The organism is Halosimplex pelagicum, assembly GCF_013415905.1.
Classification (GTDB): Archaea; Halobacteriota; Halobacteria; order Halobacteriales; family Haloarculaceae; genus Halosimplex; species Halosimplex pelagicum.
Genome location: NZ_CP058909.1, coordinates 3,347,252 through 3,369,297 on the forward strand (window position 1 = coordinate 3,347,252; position 22,046 = coordinate 3,369,297).

The window sequence follows — 22,046 nt, forward strand, 5'->3', positions numbered from 1 at the left end:
AGTGGATCCCACGCAACGAGGGGAAACATGGCACGTGATATCGACAGACGGGATTTCCTGACGCTAGCCGGGAGCGCAGCGGGGGCGGCCGCGGTGGCGGGCTGTTCGGGCGGGGATGGGACGCCGACTGAGGGTGACAGCGGCGACGGCGGCGACGGTGACGGAGGCGACGACAGCGACGGCGGCGACGCGGGAACCGATACCGGGACGCCGCTGCCGGAGCCGGAGACGCGGGTGGGCTACCTCGAACGGGCCAACCGCGTCCTCAACGAGGAGGCGCCGTGGATCTACCTGAACCGGCAGTACTCGGTGTACGGCAAGTCCGCGGACGTGAACTGGGAGGCGCGTCGGGACGAGCGTATCGACGGCTACGCGATCGAGCCGACGGGCGACCAGAGCTCGGTGCAGATCACCCAGTCGGCGATGGACTCGGGGCTGGACCCCCACGACCACCGCGAGACGCCGACGGACAACATCGTCCTGCAGGCCTACGAGGGACTGCTCTCGCGGGACCGGGAGGGGAAGGTCGTCCAGGAGCTGGCGACGGGCTACGAGCGGCTCGAACCGGGTCGGGTGCGGTTCGAACTCCGGTCGGGCGTCTCGTTCCACAGCGGCGACTCGCTGACGAAGGAGGACGTGGCCTTCTCGATCAACCGGATCGTCGACCCGGATGTCGGCGGGCTGGACAGCTCCCAATCCGACCAGCTCGCGGGCGTGACCGGCGCCGAGCCCGCCAGCGGGGACAGCGCCGTCGTCGTCGAGTCCGACGGGATCAACCCCGTCGTGTTCGCGCTGTTCGCGACCTACTGCGACGTGATGAACAAGTCGTGGGTCGAGGACAACGACACGGCGTACATCAACAGCAACATGAACGGGACGGGGCCGTTCCAGCTGGCCAACTACGAGCAGGACGTGTCGGTCACCTTCGAGAGCTACGGGGACTACTGGAAGGACGAAGCGCCGGCCGACGAGCTGGTTATCACGTCGGCGAGCGAGGCGAGCACGCGCGTCAATCAGCTGCTGGGCGGCGAGACGGACGTGATCGTCAACGTCCCGCCCCAGAACATCAGCCAGGTCCAGGAGGCGGACAACGCCGACATCAGCGCCGTGGCGAGCACGCGGATCATCTACAACGCGATGATCTACGACCGCGAGCCGTTCGACTCCGTGCAGTTCCGGCGGGCGATGAACCACGCGGTCGACATGGAGAGCATCGTCGAGAGCGTCCTCTCCGGGTTCGCGGACGTGACCTCCCAGCCGACGCTGGAGGGCTTTACCGGGTACAACTCGGAGCTGGACCCGTACCCGTACGACCCCGAACGGGCCCAGGAGCTCGTCGAGGAGAGCGGCTACGCCGGCGCCGAGATCGAGCTGCACACGCCGAACGGGCGGTACCTGAAGGACCTGGAGATCGCCCAGGCGGTCGTCGGCTACATCGACGACCTGGACAACGTCTCGGCGTCGGTCAACCAGCGGGACTTCGGGAACCTGACCGACACCCTGCTGGACGGCGACATCACGACGGGGCCGGCCTTTTACCTCATCGGGTGGGGCAACGCCACCTTCGACGCGAGCCAGACGATCATCCCGCTGTTGACCTCCGACGGGGCGCTCACGTCCTACAAGAACGAGCAGGTCGACGAACTGATCAACCAGGCCCAGAGCATGGGCGGTGGGGAGACCGGGACCGACAGCTGAATGTCGCCGACGTGGACGCCCGCGGAGGGCCGGAGGCGATAGCGTGGCGTCGATGGGTCGCTTCCTGGGCAAGCGCGCGCTGCAGGGGCTCGTCGTCGTCTGGGGCGTCGTGACCGTCGTGTTCGCGCTGCGGTACGTGACGCCGGGCAGCCCGGTCGATTTCATCGCGCCGCTGGACGCCAGTCAGGCCACCCGCCAGCGCATCGCGGCGAGTCTGGGGCTGGACCGGCCGCTGTACGTCCAGTATCTCGACTACGTCGCGAACCTCCTCACCGGGGACATGGGCTACTCCTACCGGTCGCGGACCCCCGTCCGGCCGCGCGTGCTCGCGAAGGTCCCGGCGACGCTGGAGCTGGCGCTGGCCGCGACCGCCGTGGCGGTGGCGCTGTCGATCCCGCTGGGCGTGGTCAGTGCGACCCACCGGCACAGCCCGGCCGACTACGGCGCGACGCTGTTCTCGCTGCTCGGCATCTCCACGCCGAACTTCTGGCTGGGCGTGATGCTCGTCATCGTCCTCGCCGTGCAGTTCGAGCTGTTCCCGACGAGCACGCGTCCGGTCGGACTGCTCGACGCGCTCGGGAACCTCGTCGTGGTCGCCGGGCCCCAACAGGGGTACGCCGCGCCGCTGAACGTCTCGGGGTTCCTGGCGGACCTGCGGTCGTGGCTGCTGTACATCACGCTGCCGGCGATCACCCTGGGGACGTACTTCACGGCGCTGATCACGCGGCTGACGCGGTCGGGGATGCTCGACCAGCTGGGCCAGGGGTACGTCCGCGCGGCGCGGGCGAAGGGACTCCCCGAGACGCTGGTGCGCTATCGCCACGCGCTGCGGAACACGCTCATCCCCGTGATCACGGTCGTGGGCCTTCAGCTCGGGACGCTCGTCGGCGGCGCGGTGATCACCGAGGCGGTCTTCGACTGGCCGGGGCTGGGGACGCTCGTCATCGACGCCATCGGCAACCGTGACTGGCCGCTCATCCAGGGGTGTCTGGTCGTCATCGGTATCGGCTTCGTATTCGTGAACATCGTCGTCGACGCGCTGTACGCGACGCTCGACCCGCAGGTGATGGACTGATGGGACGGCTCGACACGCTTCTCCGGTATCTGAACCCGTGGCGGCTGGCGCGGGCGCTGCGCTCGTCGGTGTCGCCGCGGACGAAGCGCAACCTCCGCCGGGAGTTCGACCGAAGCCTGTTGGCGAAGCTCGGGGTCGTGCTGCTGGTCGTGGTCGTCGGGGCGGCGGTGTTCGCGCCGCTGGTCGCGCCCTGGAACCCGACGAACCAGAACCTCGACAACGAGCAACAGCCGCCGCTGGGCTTCAGCCGCGCCGAGACCCAGACCGGCCAGGAGATGGTCAACGGGTCCCTGCAGCTCACCAACGAGACGGTCGTCGTCGACGCGACGACCGCCCGTCCGCTGGGGACCGACGGCCTCGGTCGGGACATGCTCTCGCGGGTGATATACGGGGCGCGCACGTCGCTGCTGGTCGGGCTGCTCGGGACGACGCTGGCGATGCTGCTCGGCGTGCCGACCGGGCTGGTCTCGGGGTACTACAGCGGTCGGGTCGACGACCTGCTGATGCGGATCGCGGACGTGAGTCTCGCGTTCCCGTCGCTCGTGCTGGCGATCGCGCTGGTGGGGCTGTGGGGCGAGGCGAGCGTCGCGGTCCCGGACCCGCTCGTGGTGAGCGGGATCGCACCGGCGATACGCGGGGCGATATCGCTGCCCGGCGGGCTCACCTACCCGGCGGGGATGCCCGAGACGTTCACGCTCCCGGGGACGGTCATCGTCGTGGTCGGGCTGGTCAACTGGGTGTGGTTCGCCCGCGTCGCCCGCGGCGAGGCCCTGGCCGTCCGCGAGGAGGAGTACGTCACCGCCGCCGAGTCGCTGGGCGCCTCCGACCGGTTCGTCATCCGCAAGCACGTCCTGCCCAACAGCCTCACGCCGATCCTCGTGCTGGCGACGATCCAGGTGGCGGCGATCATCCTGCTGGAGAGCGCCCTCTCCTTCCTGGGCTTCTCGGGGACGACGCTGTCGTGGGGCTTCGACATCGCCCAGGGCCGGGAGTACCAGACGACCGCGTGGTGGATCGCCGCGATGCCGGGGCTGGCGATCGTCCTGACGGTCATCGGCATCAACCTCGTCGGCGACTGGTTCCGCGACGCCCTCGACCCCGGCATCGAGGGCGAAGGGGGTGGCGTCTGATGGTCGACGCGGATACTGACGCCGATGTCGGCGCCGACGCCCGTGACCTCCTGCAGGTCCGCGACCTGTCGACCCGATTCTTCACGGAGCGGGGGCAGGTCAACGCCGTCGAATCGGTCGACTTCGACGTGCGCGAGGGGGAGATCCTGGGGATCGTCGGCGAGTCGGGGTCGGGCAAGTCGGTGACGGCGCTCTCGCTGGTCGACCTCGTCGAGTCGCCGGGCCGGGTGACCGAGGGGGAGATCCGCTATCGCGACCCCGAGCTGGCCGAGGAGTTCCCCGACGCGGCCGACGGCGAGATGGTCGACCTCCGGGAGCTGCCCGAGCGCGTGCGGCGGGCGCTGCGCGGTCCGTCGTTCAGCATGATCTTCCAGGACCCCATGAGCAGTTTCAACCCGTCGCTGACGGTCGGCGAGCAAATCGCCGAGGCCGTCGAGGTCCAGCGCCGCGCGAACGCCCGACCGCGTTCGACCCGCTCGCGTACGCAGGGCTACGGGCTGGGGTCGTACCTGCTGGACGGGATCGTCCCGGGACGGGACTACACGGACCCGGAGAGCCGCGACCGGGCGGTCGAACTGCTCGACCAGGTGGGGATCCCGGACCCGGCCGAGCGGGCCGAGGAGTACCCCCACGAGTTCTCCGGCGGGATGCTCCAGCGGGCGATGATCGCCCAGGCGCTGGCCGGCGAGCCCGACCTGCTGATCGCCGACGAGCCGACGACGGCGCTGGACGTGACCATCCAGGCGCAGATCCTCGAACTCCTCCGGGAGATCCAGGCCGAGCGGGACATGAGCGTCCTGCTCATCACCCACGACCTGGGCGTCATCGCGCGGATGAGCGACCGGGTCTGCGTGATGTACGCCGGCGAGGTCGTCGAGCGCGGCACGCTCGCGGACATCTTCGAGGAGTCGGTCCATCCCTACACGCGGGGACTGCTCGGGTCGATCCCGGACCTGGCGGAGCCGGCCCGGCGGCTGCAGCCCATCGAGGGGTCGGTCCCGAGCCTCCGGGACGCCGAGATGGACGACCGCTGTTTCTTCGCCGACCGCTGTCCGAAGGCGATGGAGGACTGCCTGGAGAAGCCGCCGGAGTTCGACGCCGGCGGCGAGCACGGCGCCAAGTGCGTCCTCGCCGAGCGCGAGTACAGCGAAGCGGTCGCGCTCCCAGAGGGGTTCTTCGACGACGGGGGCGGCGAAGCGAAGCGGACCGGTGCCGACGGGGGTGAGCGCCGTGAGTGAGGACGGCCCGCTGCTGGCGGTCGAGGGGCTGAAGAAGCACTACGCCGACGACGACTCGCTGCTGGACCGGCTGTTCGGCGCCGAGAGCCGGAGCGTCAGGGCGGTCGACGGCGTGAGCTTCGACATCGCCGAGGGGGAGACGCTGGGGCTGGTCGGCGAGTCGGGCTGTGGCAAGTCGACGACCGGCGAGACGCTGCTCGCGCTGCAGGAACCGACCGCCGGCGACGTGCGCTTCGACGGCGAGTCGGTGTTCGACCGCGACGACACGACGGAGTTCCGACGGCGCGCGGGCGTGGTGTTCCAGGACCCGTTCTCCAGCCTCGACCCGCGCCAGACCGCCGGTGCCATCGTCACCGAGCCGCTCGAGATCCACGGGCTGCCCGAGACGGACCCCGAGGTCGCCACCGAGGCCGACGTGACCGTCGAGGGGGTAGACTACGGTCGAGTCGAGGTCCGCGTGGCCGACGATATCGACCTCGTCGTCGATCCGGTCGACGGCGTCGCGACCGTCCACGTGACCGTCCGGCGGCGCGGTGGGACCGTCTCGGCGTCCGCCGACGAGGACGTGACCGCGACGGTCGTCGAGGGCGGGCCGTCGGACGACGCGAGCGATGGGGCCGGCAGCGAGTCGATCGTCGTCGAGGTGCGCGTCGACCGGTCGCTCGGCGAGATCCGCCGCGACCGGGCGAAGGAGCTGCTGGAGCGGGTCGGGCTCTCGGCCGACCAGGTCGACCGCTACCCCCACGAGTTCTCCGGCGGCCAGCGCCAGCGGATCGGTATCGCGCGGGCGCTGGCGCTCGAGCCGGACTTCCTCGTCCTCGACGAGCCGGTGAGCGCGCTGGACGTGAGCGTCCAGGCGCAGATCCTCAACCTGCTCGACGACCTGCAGGACGAGCTGGGGCTGACCTACCTGTTCATCGCCCACGACCTCTCGGTCGTCCGCCACATCTCCGACCGCGTCGCCGTGATGTACCTCGGCGAGATCGTCGAGCGCGGCCCGGTCGACGCCATCTTCGAGGACCCACAGCACCCCTACACGCGGGCGCTGCTGGAGAGCGTCCCCCGGGCCGACACCAGCGAACAGGGCCGCCGCGTCGACCCCCTGAAGGGTGACGTGCCCTCGCCGCGGGACCCGCCGGCCGGCTGCCGGTTCCACACCCGCTGCCCGCACGCCCGGGAGGCTTGCCGCGCGGAGGCGCCCGAGGACTACGACGGGGACGCGCCGGGCCAGCGAGCGGCGTGTTTCCGGCTGGTCGACGACCATCCCTACTGGGACTCCGAACCGATCGATATCGCCGCGGAGCGGTCCGGGGGCGAAACCGTCGGTGACGAAGCGGCCAGTGACGACTGATATCCGGCGGGGCTGTGAGTCGCGATTCGTCTCGTCCGAACCCTTATTCCGTGTTGGCCGGTAGTAGTAGCTACCATGAGTACCGCGGTCCGGATCGTGAAGACGGCGGACGTACTGCACGGGAAACCCCGCATCGAGGGGACGCGTGTAGGCGTTTTCCAGATCGGTGAGGCCGTTCGACGGCAGGACTGGTCGGAAGGGGACGCCGCCGAGCAGTTCGGACTGGACGTCGCTCAGGTCCGGGCAGCCGTCGAGTACTACGACGAGCATCCGGAGCTGATGGACACCCTGCGGAAACAGAAGCGGGCTCGTCGCCAGTCGATCCGGGCCGAAAGCCGCGCGAAATAGTCGAAACCGTCCCCGACGGCTGGGCGTAGTGGGCCAGTCGCGAGACGAACTGGGGGACACCGGACGGGACCGGTGGGAGGCGACACCTTTTCCGCGGGGCCGCCCGGAATCCCGTGCATGACCGACGAGGACGCCGCGGGCGGGCCGGCGTTCGCGGGGACGGGCGCGGCGAGCGCGGTCCGCGAGCACTGGGAGGACCTGATCGGCGACATGGACGCCACGGCGGCGGAGTTCGAGGAGGCCGGCTGGGAGACGCTCCGACTCCACCCCGGCGACGTGACCGCCGTCACCGGCGACCGCTGGGGGTTCGACGTGCTGGTCCCCGACGACGAGTTCGAGCGGCTGCGCGAGTGGGTCGAGGCCGGCGCGTTCGACGAACACGACGTGTACCGCGTCGAGAGCGGTATCCAGTTCGCGCTGGTCGTGCTCAAGGACGACGACGGCGAGCGGGCGGTCTGCTGTCCGCTCTACTACGACGACGCCGCGGTCGAAGGGCTGGGCGAACTGGCCGAGCGACGGGGCCGCGTCGAGACGCACGTCCGCAACCTCGCCGAGGAGTACGTCACGTTCACCCACGATGAACCGGACCTGTTCTTCCCGGACGACGGGGACTGAGCGGGGCCGCCGGCGATTCGACCGCCGCCGGATGCCGGGCGCTTAAGAGCCTGTCCGTCCACCGTCCGGTGAATGGCGAAGCCGGTACTGAAGTGGGCGGGGGGCAAGCGCCAGTTGCTCGACGAGCTGTACGCGCGCTTCCCGGCGTCGTTCGACCGCTACCACGAGCCGTTCTTCGGCGGCGGCGCGGTCTTCTTCGACCTCGAACCGGCCGAATCGACGGTCAACGACACCAATCCCAGACTCGTGAACTTCTACGAGCAGGTCCGGGACCGGCCCGAAGCGCTGATCGGCCGCCTGCGGGAGTTTCGCGACCCCGAGGCAGGGCCCGACCCCGAGATGCCGTTCGACGCCGAGACGCGACGCGGCAAGGCGGTCGAGCAGTACTACTACCAGCAGCGCGCGCGGTTCAACGAGCGCGCATACGGCGACGGGTGGCCCGCGGACGACGACGACCGCTTGGAAGAGGCCGCGCTCCTGCTGTATCTCAACCGGACGTGCTACAACGGCCTCTATCGCGAGAACGGCGACGGGGGGTTCAACGTCCCGATCGGTCGCTACGCCGACCCCGACTGGGTACAGGCCGACCGGGTCCGCGAGGCCGCGGCGGCGCTCGCCGGGACCGAACTCCGCAACGGCGACTTCTCGTACGTCCTCGACGCCGCGGAACCGGGCGACCTGGTCTACTTCGACCCGCCGTACGAGCCGATGAGTCCGACGGCAGACTTCGCCGAGTACAGCGCCGCGGGCTTCGACCGGGCGGACCAGGAGCGCCTGCTGGAGGTCGCGGTCGAGTTGGACGAGCGCGGCGTCCGGGTGGTCCTCTCGAACAGCGGCGTCACGTACGACCGCTACGACGAGGCGGGTTTCTTCGTCGAGCGGGAGGGCGCCACGCGGGCGATAAACAGCGACGCGAGTTCGCGGGGCGAGGTCGACGAGATCGTGGCGACGAACGTCCCCGAGGGCGAGCGGCGCGGGCCGGACCAGCGGGCGCTCGACGACTACTGACTGCCGAACAGTCGCTGGCGGAGCGACCGTTCGGTGCGCTTCTCGGCGAGGACGACCGAACAGTCCACGTCGTCGACGACGTCCATGACGACCGATCCGCCGACGAGGCGCTGGAGTAGCCCTTGTTCGCTGGCGCCGAGTATCACGAGCGTCGCGTCCCGTGCGGCGGACTCGATCGCGGTCTCGACGTCGCCGGTCTCGACGCGCATGTTCGCGTCACCGAGGTCGTGGTCACCGGCCCAGTCGGCGAGGAAGTCCGCGCCCGCGGCGCTCTCGCCCTCGTCGGCGACGTACAGCAGCGTCACCTCCGAGCCGAACTCCCGGCGGAGGACCGTGGCGATCTCGGCGGAGAGGTCGGAGTCTGGGCCGCCGGCGGTCGGGACGAGCACCCGCTGGGTGTCGAGCCCGCGGTCCCGCAGGACGAGGAAGTCCGCGGGGAGGTCTCCGGCCATCTCGTCGAAGGCCGACTCGGCGCGGCCGGGCGAGCCGTGAGCGTCCGGCCCCCAGCCCATGACGACCTGGTCGGCGTCGTGGGTGCGGGCGGCGTCGAAGATCTGGTCGAACCCGCGGTGGGAGAGGATGGTGTGGGTCTCGACGGGGACGCCGAACGTCTCGGCGTTCTCGCGGGCGCGGTCGAGCAGCGCGTCGGAGGTGGCGTCGATGTCGTCGGCGCGCTCGCGGGCGCTTGCCAGGGAGGTCTGGTCGGGGACCGTGACGATGTGCGTGGCGACGACCGTGCCGCCCTTGGCCTTGGCCAGCGCGCTGGCGAGCGTGATGAGGTCCTCCTCGTGTTCGGGGTTGGCCAGCGGGACCATCACGCGGTAGTCGCCGCCGTCGGGGGCGACGCCGGCGGCCGCGGAGACGGCGGGTTCGGGCATCTCGTCGGAGCGTTCGAGGATGTACTGCGAGAGGATCCCCTGTTTCTCGGTCCGGGTCCGGGCGTAGAAGACGTACCAGAGGGCCGCGCCGACCACGAGCACGGCGCTGACGACCTTCGCGGGACCGATGATGAAATACAGGAGCGCGAACGACGAGAGCATCCCGAGGATCGGGACGACGGGGTACAGCGGGACGGTGTAGTCGGGCTGGTACTCCTCGGGGTCGGCCGTCCGCATGACGATGAGCGCGATGTTCAGCAGGCCGTAGATGATCAGGTGCAGCGCCGAGCCGATCGAGGAGAGCAGCTCCAGGTCCGCCGAGACGATGAAGACGAGGATGAGCAGGCCCGTGATCCCGATGGCGCGGTACGGCGTCGCGAAGCGGTCGTGGATCTCGTTGAGCTTCGGCGTGACGATGTTGTCCCGGCCCATCGCGAAGTTGATCCGCGAGGAGGCGAGGATACTCGCGTTGGCCGAGGAGGCCGTCGCGAGCAGGCCGCCGAACAGCAGGGCGCCAGCCATGACCGTCCCCTGGATCTGGCGGCCGACCTCGACGACGGCGGTGTCGCCCTGGGCGGACACCTGGGCGACGAACCCCTTCGGAACCGCGGCGCTCATGACCAGCAGGACGAGCGCGTAGATGGTCGTCACGATGAGGACGCTCCCGATGACCGCCCGCGGGAGGTTCTTGCCGGGGTTCTTGATCTCCTCGGCGACGCTGGTGATCTGGACGAACCCGAGATACGAGACGAAGATCAGTCCCGTGGTCGCCATCATCGGGCCGTAGCCCGCGGGGTCGGGCAGGTTCGCCGGGTCGGCCCGGAGCGAGCCCGTGATGGTGAAGACGGTGAGGATCGCGACGAGGATGACGACGATGACGTTCTGGAGTTTGCCGGTCTCCTTGGCGCCGACGTAGTTGACCATCGTGAAGAACGCGGCGCCCGCGAGCGCGATGAGCTTGATCGCCGAGATCTGGAGCGGCCCGACGCCGTAGGTCCCCTCGATCCCGATGATCTGGGTCATGTAGTCGCCGAACCCGTACATGTAGAACGCCGAGGCGAAGGCGAGGCCGAGCCAGTTGGCCCAGCCGGCGATCGAGCCGAACAGGGGGCCGAGCGCGTGGTTGACGTAGAAGTACGCGCCGCCGGACTTGGGCATCGCCGTCCCGAGTTCGCTCGCCGACATCGCGGTGAACAGCGCAATGACCCCGCCGAGGACGAACGCGGCCACGGCGAGGCTGCCGGCCTCCTCGATGGCGATCCCCGGAAGGACGAAGATCCCGGCGCCGATCATCGTCCCGACGCCGATCGTCAGCGCCGCCAGCGGCCCCAGGTCCTTGGCCAGCTCCTCGTCACTCACTCTCGGACCCTCCCTCGTCCCCGTCCGCCCGCTCGGTGTCGGGCAGCACGACGACCGGTCGGTCGGCCTCGGTCACCAGCGACAGCGCCACGTCGCCGGTCAGCAGCTGGACCCACCGGCTCCCGCCGCGGGGAGTGATGACGATGGCCGACGCGTCGAAGTCGGCGGCGGCCGCGAAGACGGCGTCGGCCACGTCGGTGTCGTAGCGGATCTCCGTCTCGATGTCGATATCGTCGCCGAAGTGGGCTTCGAGGACCGCGAACGCCTCTTCGGCGGCCTCCTCGCGCTGTTCGACGCCGGCCTTGTCGGGGGCGCCGCCGGCCTTCTCGACGACGTGGAGGGCCAGCACCGAGCCGAACTCGTGGCCGTCGAGCGCGCGGGCGGTCGCCGCGGCGTCGTCGTCGCTGGCGACCGGGAGGACGACGCGGTCGAACAGGTCGCTCATCGGCGCCGCTCCGGCGGTCGCTGGCAGTTCGATTCCGCTCCGGCGGTCGAAGCGACGGCGCTACCGCGGGAGACGAACCGTTGCATGCTCGTTCTCTACGAGCGACCCAACTTAACCACTTTGTCCGAGCGGCGCCGGAGCGGGGCGGCCGTTCCGAGCGGTGCCGGATCGAGGTGGCCGTTCCGAACGGCGCCGGAGCGGGGCGGCTGTCCCGGAGATCGGCGGTCGAAGTCGTCGCGGCCGTCGCCGCCCCGTTCGTCATCGTTCCGAAACGTACATCTTCCACCGCCCGGACCGTGACAGTTGTCTCATGGCGGTCGTCACCGATCGGTACGTCGACTATCGTCTCAGCCTCTCGCTGGTCGGGACGGTCGTCAAGTACCTGGCGGCCGCGCCGCTGTTCCCCGTGCTCGTCGCCATCTACTACGGCGAGAGCGTGCTCCCGTTCGTCGCGACCAGCGCGGTCATGGTCGCGGTCGGGGTCGGACTCGAACAGCTCTCCGAGGAGAGCGACCTGGGCCACCGGGAGGCGTTCCTGCTCGTGAGCCTCTCGTGGCTCGTGATCCCGATCCTCGGGACCATCCCGTATCTCGTCGCCGGCAACGGCAGCGTCGGGGCGCACACCATCGACGGGGTCGTCAACGCCCTCTTCGAGTCGATGAGCGGGTTCACCACAACCGGATCGACGGTCATGCAGAGCATCTCCTTCGAGACCCACTCCCACGCGCTGCTGATGTGGCGCCAGCTCTCCCAGTGGCTCGGCGGGATGGGCATCCTCGTCCTGATGGTCGCGATCCTGCCGGAGCTGTCGGTCGGTGGCGCCCAGATCATGAACGAGGAGGCGCCGGGCATCTCCATCGAGAAGCTCACGCCGCGCATCCAGGAGACCGCCCGCGCGCTGTGGAAGATCTACGTCGGGTTCACCGTCCTGGCGGCGCTGGTGTACTTCGGCCTCGACGTCGTCGGCCTGGCCGACAACATGGGCGTCTACAACGCCGTCGCCCACGCGCTGACGACGATGCCGACCGGCGGGTTCTCGCCGGAGGGGCGCAGCGTCGAGGCGTTCTCGCCGGCCGTCCAGTGGGCGATAATCCCGTTCATGGTCGTCGCGGGGACCAACTTCGCGCTGTTCTGGTACGCGCTCGACGGTCGGATCGACCGGCTGACCGAGAACGCCGAGTTCCGGTCGTACCTCGGGCTGATGGCCGGCGTCACCGCCGTCATCGCGGCGCTCCTGTTCACCGGTCTGGGGGTCGCCTCGGCCGCGCCGAACATCGCCCCCATCCCGGGCAACCTGGAGAACTCGCTCCGGCAGGCGGCCTTCCAGGTCGCCGCCATCGTGACGACGACGGGGTACGCGAGCATGGACTTCAACCACTGGCACCCGGTCGCCCAGACGGTCCTCCTCTTTGCCTTCTTCCTCGGCGGGTCGGCCGGCTCCGCCGCGGGGTCGATCAAGATCGTCCGCTGGGTACTCGTCCGGAAGGCGATGGCGCGGTCGCTGTTCACCTCGATCCACCCGGACGCGGTCGAGCCGGTCCGCGTCGGCGACGAGGCCGTCGACGAGGGGACGCTCCGGGACGTGTTCGTCTTCATCATGATCTTCCTCTCGCTGTTCGTCGTCTCGACAGTCCTGCTGTACGTCGACAGCCTGTTCATCGAACGGATGGACCTGACCGGGCTGGAGGCGATGAGCGTCGCCATGGCGACGCTGGGCAACATCGGCCCGGGCTTCGGCGAGGTGGGTCCGATGAATAGCTTCGAACTGTTCTCCGCCCCGGCGAAGTTGTACATGGTCTTCCTGATGTGGATCGGTCGGCTGGAGATCCTCTCGGTGCTCGTCATCCTGACGCCGGCGTACTGGCGTAGCTGACGACCGGCGTCACCACTTAATGGCCTCCCGGGTCAACCTCGGGGCATGACGATCTACGAGACGGAGGTTCCCGGTGTCGGGCGGAAGTTCGAGATGGAGATAAACGGCGGGAAGCGGCTGGTGGTCGTGCTCCACCACGACGGCAAGCGCGACGTGTACCTGCGGCCCGACGAGGACGCCGACAGCGAGCAGCTGTTCACGCTGTCGGGCGACCAGTCCCGCAAGTTCGGGTCGATCCTGGAGGGGGCGTACTTCCAGCCGGTCGAACTCGACGAGGTGGCGGTGCCGCTCGGCGAGGCGATCATCGAGTGGCACGAGGTCGACGACGAGGCGGAATTGGCGGGCGTCTCCCTCGAAACGGCGTCGGTCAGACAGCGGACCGGCGCGTCGATCATCGCCATCCAGCGCGGCGAGGAGACGATCCCGAACCCGACGCCCGACACCGAGATACAGCCGGGCGACACGCTCGTCACGCTCGGGACTCGCGAGGAGCAGTCGGAGTTCGAAACCCTGATCGGGGACGAATGAGCGAGGCGCTGGTCGAGGTCGGGATCGCGCTGGCCGCGCTCGCGGCGGTCGGCTACGTCGCCCACCGAGTTTCGCTGTCGGTCATCCCCGCGTACATCGTCGCCGCCATCGTCGTCGGCCCGCACGAGCCCACGTCCGTCCTGGGCGTCTCGCTCACGCTGGTCCCCGAGACGGAGTTCATCGACGTACTCGCGGAACTGGGCGTCGTCCTCCTGCTCTTCTTCCTCGGGCTGGAGTTCAGCGTCGACAAGCTCCTCGCCGACCGCCGGCGAATACTGGCCGCGGGGACGGTCGACCTCGCGCTCAACTTCGGCGTCGGGATCGCGATCGGGCTGGCGTTCGGGCTGGGGGCAGTCCCGACGCTGTTCGTCGCGGGCGTCGTCTACATCTCCTCGTCGGCCATCGTGACGAAGTCGCTGATCGAGGAGGGGTGGATCGCCAACGCCGAGAGCGGGCCGATACTCGGGACGCTCGTCTACGAGGACCTGTTCATCGCCGTCTACCTAGCCGTCCTGGCCGCGCTCGTCGCGGGCAGCGGTGACGTGGCGGCCGTCGCGCGCGACGTTGGCGTGGCTTTCGCCTTCCTCGCGGTCCTCGCGGTCGGCGCCTGGGGCGGGACCGCCGTCCTCGACCGGGCGTTCGACCTCGACTCGGACGAGCTGTTCCTCATGGGCGTGCTCGCGACGACGACGCTCGTCGCCGGCGCGGCGCTGACGCTGGGACTGAGCGAGGCGGTGGCGGCCTTCTTCGTCGGCGCGGCGTTCAGTCAGACCGACCACGTCGACCGGATCGAACACCTGATCGCCCCCGTCAGAGACCTGTTCGCGGCGTTTTTCTTCTTCTCGATCGGGCTGACGATCGACGTGACCGTCGTCACCACCGTCGCGGGGCTGCTCGGCGCCGCGGTCGTCTGCTCGACGGTGACGAAGGTGGTCAGCGGCACCGTCTCCGGGCGGTTCTACGACCTCTCGCCGCTGCGGTCGCTGCGGACCGGTATCGGGCTGGTCCCCCGCGGGGAGTTCTCGCTGGTCATCGCGGCGCTCGCGGTGAGCGCCCCCGAGCCGGTGTCGACGGTGATCCCGCCGTTCGCCGTCGGGTACGTCCTCGTGATGAGCGTCGTCGGGACGGTCCTCATCCAGCACTCCGACCGGGTGACCGACGCGCTGGTCCCGTACGTCCCGGGATCCGGTTGAGGGGCCCGGCTCCGGAGCGGTCCCGCGGTCTCCGGGCGGTCGCGCCCGAGAGGGTCCCTCACGACCGGGGAAACCCTCGCACCCGAGGGCGACCCTCGCTCTCCAGGGAAACCCTCGCGACCGAGGGAAATCCACTTACGCGCGCCGCGAAAAGCCCGGAGCATGCACGCGGAGGGTAGCGGATGCGCGTAGTCATCGTCGGCGCGGGCGAGGTCGGCTCGACGATCGCCGAGAGCCTCGCCCAGTCCCACGACGTGGTCGTGATCGACATCGACACCGACCGCGTCGAGTCGCTCACCTACTCGCTGGACGTGCTCCCGATCGAGGGCGACGGGAGCGACATCGAGACGCTCGAAGAGGCGGGCGTCGCCGACGCGGACATGGTGATCGCCAGCACCGACGACGACGAGACGAACATCGTCACCTGCGGCGCGGCCAACGTCGTCAGCGACGCGTTCACCATCGCCCGCGTCAAGAGCCCCAAGTACCTCTACGCCTGGCAGCGCGCTCGCGGCGCCTTCGGCGTCGACTTCATGGTCTGTTCGGACCTGCTCACGGCGGAGGCCATCGTCGGCCTCGCCGGGCTGCCGACCGCACAGGACGTGGACACGTTCGCCGACGGGCTCGTCCAGATGACGGAGTTCGAGATCCCCGTCGAGAGCCCCGTCGCCGGGCAGACAGTCGCCGAAGCCGACCGATTCAATTCGCTGACGTTCGCCGCCATCATCCGCGACGACGAGGTGGTGATCCCCCGCGGGAGCACGAAGATCGAGGCGGGCGACGAGGTCGTCGCCATCGGCAGCCCCGAGAGCATCCGCGCGTTCAGCTCCGAGATCGCCCCCGAGGAGCAGGGGCCCGAAGACGTGGTCATCGTCGGCGGCGGCGAGATCGGCTACCAGACCGCCCGGCTGCTCGAAGAGCGCGGGTTCTCGCCGCGGCTGATCGAGCAGGACGAGGACCGCGCCCGCTGGCTGGCCGAGAAGCTCCCGAACACCACCGTGCTGAACAGCGACGCGACCGACCAGGAGCTGCTGGATCGGGAGAACGTGGGGAAAGCCGACGTGATCGTCGCCGCGCTGACGAACGACCAGCAGAACCTGCTCGCGACGCTGCTCGCCAAGCGGAAGGGGACCGACCGGGCGATCACCGTGGTGAACACGGGCGATTTCACGGAGCTGTTCGAGGCGGTCGGCGTCGACGTGGCCGTCAGCCCGCGGAAGGCGACCGCCGAGGAGATCACCCGGTTCACCCGTGCGCGCCGCGCGGAGAACGTCGCGATCATCGAGGGCGACAGGGCGGAAGTGCTCGAACTGGAGGTCGACGCCGAGAGCGTCCTCGTCGACCGCTCGATCCGCGACGTGGCGGCGGACATCCCGGAAGGGGTCGTCATCGGCGCGATCACGCGCGGCGACGAGCACATCACGCCCCGCGGTGACACGATCGTCCGGGAGGGCGACCACGTGGTCGTCTTCGTCGACACCGAGGTACTGGACGAAGTGACCGAGAAACTGTGACCGCGCGATGAGCTTCGTCGGGGAACTCAGAGTCGACTGGGCCACCAGTCTGAGCCTCGTCGGGACCGTCCTGAAGGCGCTGACGGCGCCGCTGGTCGGGACGGCGCTGGTCGCGCTGTGGTACCGCGAGCCGCTCGTCCCCTTCCTGGCCACCGCGGTCCTGACGCTGGCGGCCGGGCTCGCGCTCGAACGGCTCGACAGGGACGATCTGGGCCTCCGCGAGGGGTTCCTGATGGTCGCGCTGACGTGGCTGGCGATCGCCGTCGTCGGCGCCGTCCCGTTCCTGATCGCGGGCGATGGGAACCTCGCGACCCCCGTCAACGCGCTGTTCGAGTCGACCAGCGGCGTCACGACGACGGGCGCGACCGTCGTCGAGAACTTCGACGCCCACGGCCGGTCGGTCCACCTCTGGCGGTCGCTGCTGCAGTGGATGGGCGGGCTCGGCATCCTCGTGATCGCCGTCGCGGTCCTCTCGCAGCTGTCCATCGGTGGCGCCCAGCTCATGGAGACCGAATCGCAGACCCAGGACGTGAACAAGCTCACGCCGTCGATCGAGGAGACCGCTCGCCTGCTCGGGTGGCTCTACGCGGGACTGACGGGGCTGATGGTCGCGACGTGGCTGACCCTCGGCGCGGTCGGGCTGGGACCCGAGGTCACGCTCTACGACGCGGTGGCCCACGCCTTCACCGCCGTCTCGACGGCCGGGTTCTCGCCTCGGGCCGAGAGCCTGGGGGCGTTCTCGCCGGCGGTCCAGTGGGCGACGATCCCCTTCATGTTCCTCGGCGCGACGAACTTCGTGTTGCTGTATCACCTGACGCAGGGGAACCCCTCGCGGCTGGCCGACAGCGACGAGTTCCGCTTCTACCTCGCGGTGGTGCTCGGGCTGACGGGGTTGACCGCGGCCTTCCTGGTCGCTTCCGACCAGTTCACCCGGATCGAGCAGGTGGCCCGCCACTCCCTGTTCCAGGTCGTGTCGATCCTGACGACGACGGGGTACGCGACGGTCGACTTCGTCGACTGGTCGCCGGCGGCCAAGCACATGCTGTTCCTCGCGATGTTCTCCGGCGGGATGGCCGGGAGCACGACGTGTTCGATCAAGACGCTGCGCTGGCTGGTCGTCGTCAAGTCGTTCCGCCGGGACCTGTTCCGGGAGATCCACCCCGACGCGATCCGGCCGGTGCGGCTGTCCGGGCAGGTCATCGACGAAGCGGTCGTCCGCGACGTGTACGCCTACGTCCTCCTGAGCGGTATCATCTTCGTGCTCCTGACGGTGTTCGTCGTCACCGACGCCGCGAGGGCCGGACCAGGGATCGGCGAGTTCGAGGCGATGGGCGCGTCGGCGGCGACGTTCCTCAACATCGGTCCGGCCTTCGGCGACGCCGGGCCCTACGGGGACTACGCCTGGTTCCCCGCGACGACGAAGGTCGCCTTCATCGTCCTGATGTGGGTCGGTCGCATCGAGATAATCCCAGTGCTGGTCCTGCTGACGCCGGCGTTCTGGCGGTCGTGACCGCGACGGTCCGGCGGTCGCGAGCGTCGAACCGGGATCGCCACGGGTCGCTCGTTCGGTCGTTGCCCGACCCCGGTCCTCCGTCCCAGCGCCCGGCCGCCCGGAACGCGTAAACGCGTCGACTGCCTACGGCGCGCGTGGAGCAGTCGTGGCCACCGTCGACCTCGGTCGCGCTCGGCCTGCTCGTCGCCGCGGTGCTGGTCGCGGGCGCGGGATCGCTCGTCCTCTCGGCGACGGGGCCGGACGACCCCGGGGTCGGGACGACGCCGGCGAAACTGGTCGAACCTCGACCCGGAGAGAACGTCTTCTGGCCGTACACGAGCACCCGCCGGTCCGCGAGCGGCCGGACCCTCGCCATCAACCTCGTCGTCTACGCGGACGCCGAGACCGTCCGGTACTTCCTGGCCGAACGGGGCGACGCCACGTGGAACGAGACGGCCGCCGAGTGGCAGGACGTGGGCCCCGACACCGGCGGGGACGCCGTCGGCGCGGCGAACAGCACGGTCGTCGAGTGGGCCGGGGCGCGCGGCGCGACCCGGTACCTCTACGTTCACAACTACGTGCTGACCCAACCCGGGCCCAACGAGACGCGCCGACCCTACCGCGCGGCGCCGTTCACCGGCCACCTCGACCCCAATCCGGGCGGCCGGTGGATCGACGAGACCTACCAGTTGCACGACGGGAACTACTTCGGCGCCCGCGACCACCTCCGTCTCTACGAGTCGCCCTTCGAGTCCGACGAGTGGGTCGCCGTCCAGGCCCACAGCGACCACTGGGACTGGTTCCGGCTGCGTCACACCGTCCACGCGACCGACGAGACGCGCGACCGGCTCGAAGCCGAGTTCATGGGCCACCCCTCAGTCGACACCGTCTGGCGGATGTACCTGGGCAACCGCCGGGCGCTGGGCTCGGACGGCTGGGCGACCGTCGTCGACTTCGTCGGCCTGCTCGGCGCGCCGAACCTCGGGTCGGGACTCGCCGCGATGGGGCTTGTCGCCGGCCGCGACGCGGCGGCGCTGGCCCGGCGACGCCGGCGCGGAAGCGCGCGGGCGGACGGTGTGTTCGCGTTCGGCTCCGGAGGGGCCGGAAGCGCACGGGCGAACTCTTCGGACCTGCGGACGGACCCCTCGAACGCGATAACGGACCCGGTCGGGACCGCGAGGCGGGCGCTCGTCTCCGGACTGCTCGCGCGCGGGTGGCTCGACCGCGAGGGCGCCCTGCTCGTCGTCCGCGGGCTCTCGTACGCGTCGCTGTTCGCCGCGCTGTTTTGCTGCTACCTGTCGGTCCGGTTCGGCGGCCTCGCGCTCGAACACCGGTTTACCGACATCTCGCCGAAGGTCATCGCCGCCGCGCTGTACCCGGTCCTGGCGCTGGGGCTCCCCGCGCTCGCCCACACGTTCGGCCGTGACCTGGACCCGGTCCGGAGCTTCGCGGTCGCGGCCCTCGGGATCGGCGCGGCCATCGTCGTCGACTACCAGTCGCTCGGGGTCACGGTGCTGTCGCTCGACGTGGTGCTCCACCGAGTCGGCGTCGTCGTCGCGGTCGGGTTCCTCGCGGCGGGTGCGGTCAGCCCGCGCGCGTCGACCGAGACGGTCAACCCGCTCGTCGCCGCGGGCACGCTCCTGTGGGTCACGCTGCTGCTCGCGCCGCTGGTCGGGTGGCTGTGAACGGGTCGAGGACCTCGGGCACGCGCCCGAGCAGTCACGCCGGGTCGGGCGACCGGGCGGTCACGGCGACCCAGTCGTCCTCGGTGCCGGTACCGTCCCCCTCGGTGTCGGCGTCGGTCCCGTCGGTGTCGGTATCGCCCCCGCCCGTCGAGACCGAGACGACCTCGAACCCCGCGGTCTCGAACAGGTCGCGAGCGCGGTCGGGGTCGTAGCGCTCGAAGTGGCGGCGGTCGTCGTCGTAGGGGCTCCGGTCGACTCCCTCGCCCGAACCGCCCGCGGCCTTGAGCGAGACGAGCGTGACGCCGCGGGGGGCGAGCACCCGTTCGAACTCGGCGAGGGTGGCGGGGACCTCGCGCTCGGGGACGTGCAGCAGCGACGCGCACGCCCACAGGCCGTCGAAGCGGTCGTCGGCGAACGGGAGCGCGCGCATGTCCCCGCGGACCGGCGTCGCGTCGGCGACGCGCTCGCGCGCCCGGTCGAGGAACGACCGCGTCAGGTCGAACGACACGGTGTCGAAGCCTGCCCCCGCGAACGCCGCGGACTCCCAGCCCGGGCCACAGCCCACGTCGAGAACGCGTGGCGTCTCGGCCGACTCCGCTTCGTCGCCCCGGGTTCCCCGGTCGGCGCCCGTCGCGTCGACCGCGGTCACGAACTCCTCGACGATGTCGGCGACGACCGAGCGGTCGCCGTGGCGGTCGGCGTAGTCGTCGGCGACGCGCTCGTAGGTCTCGACCGTGCGTCGGACGCGTTCGTCCATGCGGACGGGCGGTCGCACCGCGCGGTGGTAAGCGTACCGGCGGGTCGGCCGGGTCGAAGGTGCCGACGGCGGCGCTCGTCCGCCGACGAGAACGACACTATAAAGCGGCGGTGCGCCGAAGCCGGCGGTATGAACCCGAAGATCCTGATTCTCGGTCCGCCGGGCGCCGGCAAAGGCACCCAGAGCGAGCGTCTCGCCGACGATTTCGGCGTCGAGCACGTCACGACGGGCGACGCGCTGCGGGCCAACAAGGAGATGGACATCAGCGACATGGACACCGAGTACGACACGCCCGGCGAGTACATGGACCGCGGGGATCTGGTCCCGGACGTGGTCGTCGACGCGATGGTCGGCGAGGCGCTCTCGGACGTCGAGGGGTTCGTCCTCGACGGCTACCCCCGCAACGGCGACCAGGCCGAGGCCCTGCGCGAGATGACCGACCTCGACGTGGTGCTCGTCCTCGACGTGCCCGAGGAGGAGCTGGTCGACCGGCTCACCGGTCGCCGGGTCTGCGAGGACTGCGGCACGAACTACCACGTCGAGTTCAACCGGCCGGAGGAGGAGGGCGTCTGCGACGAGTGCGGCGGCGACCTCTACCAGCGCGAGGACGACGACGAGGAGTCCGTGCGCAACCGGCTGTCGGTGTATCACGACAACACCGAGCCCGTACTGGAGCTGTACGCCGACCACGACGGCTACGTCGAGATCGACGGCGACCAGACGCCCGACGAGGTCTGGGAGGACGTGCGGGCGGCCGTCGAGGCCGAGGCGTGACCCCCCTGGGCGACCGATCGGGAGAATTAAAGGTTGATAACGACCGAGGACGGAGATAGATAGCAATGGCACGGACGGCAGAAAAGGCGGCGTCGCTGGCCGAGGAGAGCCAGTCGATGACCGACGCGATGGCGCGTGTGCTCGCGGTCGCCGACGACCAGGGCACCGTCCAGTGGAGCGATGTCAGCGACGACATCACCAGCGGCGAGTGGGGTCGGCTCATCGAGCAGGGCATCCTCGTCGACGTCGACGGCGAGGGGTTCGTCGTCGACGACCCCGAAGGCGTCCGCGACGCCCTCGGCGACGACGCGCCCGCCGACACCGGCTCGACGGAGCCGTCGTCGGAGACCGGCGGTTCGTCGGCGTCGAGCGGTTCGAGTTCGTCTACGTCGGGCGGGTCTACCGCGGACGACGACGAAGGCGGGTGGTCCCGCTGGGACAAGATGGCGGCGGTCGCGACGATCGCCCTGTTCCTGGGCTACTCGCAGGCGCCGATCCGCAACACCGTCGGCGAGGTCATCGACATCGGCCTCGGACCGCTCGCGGACGTGTTGCCCTTCTACATCATGATCCTCGTGCTCGCCACGTTCACCGGCTTCAGCTCGACGGTGCTGCAGGGCAAACTGATGAACATGGACAAGATGGGCGAGTATCAGGAGCGGATGCAGGAGATCCAGGAGCGGCGCAAGGACGCGAAGGAGCGCGGCGACGACGAGGCCCTCGAAGAGATCCAGGAGGAGCAGATGGAGGCGATGGGCGACCAGCTCGGCATGTTCAAAGAGCAGTTCCGCCCGATGGTGTGGATCATGCTGGTCAACATCCCCGTGTTCCTCTGGATCTACTTCATGGTCCAGACGCCGGAGATGGTCGCGGGCGCCGGTCCGGCCATGGTTCTCCCGCTCATCGGCGAGATCTCCAGCTGGAGCGAGCGCATCGGTCCGATGTGGGCGTGGATCGTCTGGTACTTCGTCTGCTCGATGAGCTTCACCCAGATCGTCCGGAAGGCGCTCGACGTGCAGACGACGCCGTCGACGTCGTAACGCTGACGGCATCGTAACGCTGACGGCGTCGTACCGCTGACGGTG

The 22,046-nt window shown here is 69.9% G+C and carries 19 protein-coding genes; 16 read left to right on the forward strand and 3 right to left on the reverse strand.

Features of this window, described 5'->3' with window-relative positions; all coding sequences use genetic code 11:
- Window positions 1–27: 27 nt before the first annotated feature.
- The 8 genes from HZS54_RS16785 (at window position 28) to HZS54_RS16820 (ending at window position 8,463) form a co-directional block, all read left to right on the forward strand.
- Window positions 28–1,698 (forward strand): ABC transporter substrate-binding protein, encoded by a 1,671-nt coding sequence (locus HZS54_RS16785; protein WP_179918232.1) that lies wholly within the window; start codon window positions 28–30, stop codon window positions 1,696–1,698.
- Window positions 1,699–1,750: 52 nt separating this feature from the next.
- Window positions 1,751–2,773 (forward strand): ABC transporter permease, encoded by a 1,023-nt coding sequence (locus tag HZS54_RS16790; RefSeq protein WP_179923048.1) that lies wholly within the window; start codon window positions 1,751–1,753, stop codon window positions 2,771–2,773.
- Entirely contained in the window at window positions 2,773–3,903 is a 1,131-nt protein-coding gene (locus HZS54_RS16795; protein ID WP_179918233.1) for an ABC transporter permease, read from the forward strand. The genes HZS54_RS16790 and HZS54_RS16795 overlap by 1 nt, the downstream gene beginning before the upstream one ends.
- On the forward strand, window positions 3,903–5,141 hold the full coding sequence (locus HZS54_RS16800; protein ID WP_179918234.1) for an ABC transporter ATP-binding protein: 1,239 nt from the start codon (window positions 3,903–3,905) through the stop codon (window positions 5,139–5,141). The genes HZS54_RS16795 and HZS54_RS16800 overlap by 1 nt, the downstream gene beginning before the upstream one ends.
- On the forward strand, window positions 5,134–6,492 hold the full coding sequence (locus tag HZS54_RS16805) for an ABC transporter ATP-binding protein (protein WP_179918235.1): 1,359 nt from the start codon (window positions 5,134–5,136) through the stop codon (window positions 6,490–6,492). Before HZS54_RS16800 ends, HZS54_RS16805 begins: the two co-directional genes overlap by 8 nt.
- A gap of 75 nt (window positions 6,493–6,567) precedes the next feature.
- Entirely contained in the window at window positions 6,568–6,840 is a 273-nt protein-coding gene (locus HZS54_RS16810; protein WP_179918236.1) for a DUF433 domain-containing protein, read from the forward strand.
- Window positions 6,841–6,957: 117 nt separating this feature from the next.
- On the forward strand, window positions 6,958–7,455 hold the full coding sequence (locus HZS54_RS16815; protein WP_179918237.1) for a DUF7529 family protein: 498 nt from the start codon (window positions 6,958–6,960) through the stop codon (window positions 7,453–7,455).
- A 72-nt stretch (window positions 7,456–7,527) separates the two neighbouring features.
- Window positions 7,528–8,463, forward strand: a complete 936-nt coding sequence (locus HZS54_RS16820) for a DNA adenine methylase (protein ID WP_179918238.1) — start codon at window positions 7,528–7,530, stop codon at window positions 8,461–8,463.
- Here HZS54_RS16820 and HZS54_RS16825 read toward each other — a convergent pair.
- On the reverse strand, window positions 8,457–10,700 hold the full coding sequence (locus HZS54_RS16825) for an amino acid permease (RefSeq protein WP_179918239.1): 2,244 nt from the start codon (window positions 10,698–10,700) through the stop codon (window positions 8,457–8,459). The genes HZS54_RS16820 and HZS54_RS16825 overlap by 7 nt on opposite strands.
- On the reverse strand, window positions 10,693–11,145 hold the full coding sequence (locus HZS54_RS16830; protein ID WP_179918240.1) for a universal stress protein: 453 nt from the start codon (window positions 11,143–11,145) through the stop codon (window positions 10,693–10,695). The genes HZS54_RS16825 and HZS54_RS16830 overlap by 8 nt, the downstream gene beginning before the upstream one ends.
- Before the next feature lie 310 nt (window positions 11,146–11,455).
- On the opposite strand from HZS54_RS16830, the gene HZS54_RS16835 reads away from it, so the two are divergent.
- From HZS54_RS16835 to HZS54_RS16860, 6 genes are all read left to right on the forward strand, one after another.
- Entirely contained in the window at window positions 11,456–13,018 is a 1,563-nt protein-coding gene (locus HZS54_RS16835; RefSeq protein WP_179918241.1) for a TrkH family potassium uptake protein, read from the forward strand.
- Between the two features lie 45 nt (window positions 13,019–13,063).
- A complete protein-coding gene (locus HZS54_RS16840) occupies window positions 13,064–13,546 on the forward strand; it encodes a cation:proton antiporter regulatory subunit (RefSeq protein WP_179918242.1) in 483 nt (160 codons plus the stop codon).
- The gene (locus HZS54_RS16845) at window positions 13,543–14,739 is read left to right on the forward strand and encodes a cation:proton antiporter (protein ID WP_179918243.1); all 1,197 of its coding nucleotides are present in this window, start codon (window positions 13,543–13,545) and stop codon (window positions 14,737–14,739) included. Before HZS54_RS16840 ends, HZS54_RS16845 begins: the two co-directional genes overlap by 4 nt.
- Before the next feature lie 182 nt (window positions 14,740–14,921).
- Window positions 14,922–16,253 carry a Trk system potassium transporter TrkA gene (trkA, locus tag HZS54_RS16850; protein WP_179918244.1) on the forward strand — a complete coding sequence of 444 codons (1,332 nt, stop codon included), beginning with the start codon at window positions 14,922–14,924 and terminating at the stop codon, window positions 16,251–16,253.
- Between the two features lie 7 nt (window positions 16,254–16,260).
- Window positions 16,261–17,763 carry a TrkH family potassium uptake protein gene (locus HZS54_RS16855; protein ID WP_179918245.1) on the forward strand — a complete coding sequence of 501 codons (1,503 nt, stop codon included), beginning with the start codon at window positions 16,261–16,263 and terminating at the stop codon, window positions 17,761–17,763.
- 137 nt (window positions 17,764–17,900) lie between these two features.
- The gene (locus tag HZS54_RS16860) at window positions 17,901–19,430 is read left to right on the forward strand and encodes a hypothetical protein (protein ID WP_179918246.1); all 1,530 of its coding nucleotides are present in this window, start codon (window positions 17,901–17,903) and stop codon (window positions 19,428–19,430) included.
- 34 nt (window positions 19,431–19,464) lie between these two features.
- On the opposite strand, the gene HZS54_RS16865 is transcribed toward HZS54_RS16860, so the two are convergent.
- Window positions 19,465–20,187, reverse strand: coding sequence for a class I SAM-dependent methyltransferase (locus HZS54_RS16865; protein ID WP_179918247.1), 723 nt, complete (start codon window positions 20,185–20,187; stop codon window positions 19,465–19,467).
- Window positions 20,188–20,316: 129 nt separating this feature from the next.
- Here HZS54_RS16865 and HZS54_RS16870 point away from each other — a divergent pair, with 129 nt between their 5' ends.
- Together HZS54_RS16870 and HZS54_RS16875 are read left to right on the forward strand one after the other, a co-directional pair.
- Window positions 20,317–20,961 (forward strand): adenylate kinase, encoded by a 645-nt coding sequence (locus HZS54_RS16870; RefSeq protein WP_179918248.1) that lies wholly within the window; start codon window positions 20,317–20,319, stop codon window positions 20,959–20,961.
- A gap of 65 nt (window positions 20,962–21,026) precedes the next feature.
- Entirely contained in the window at window positions 21,027–22,001 is a 975-nt protein-coding gene (locus tag HZS54_RS16875) for a DUF106 domain-containing protein (RefSeq protein WP_179918249.1), read from the forward strand.
- Window positions 22,002–22,046: the final 45 nt, after the last annotated feature.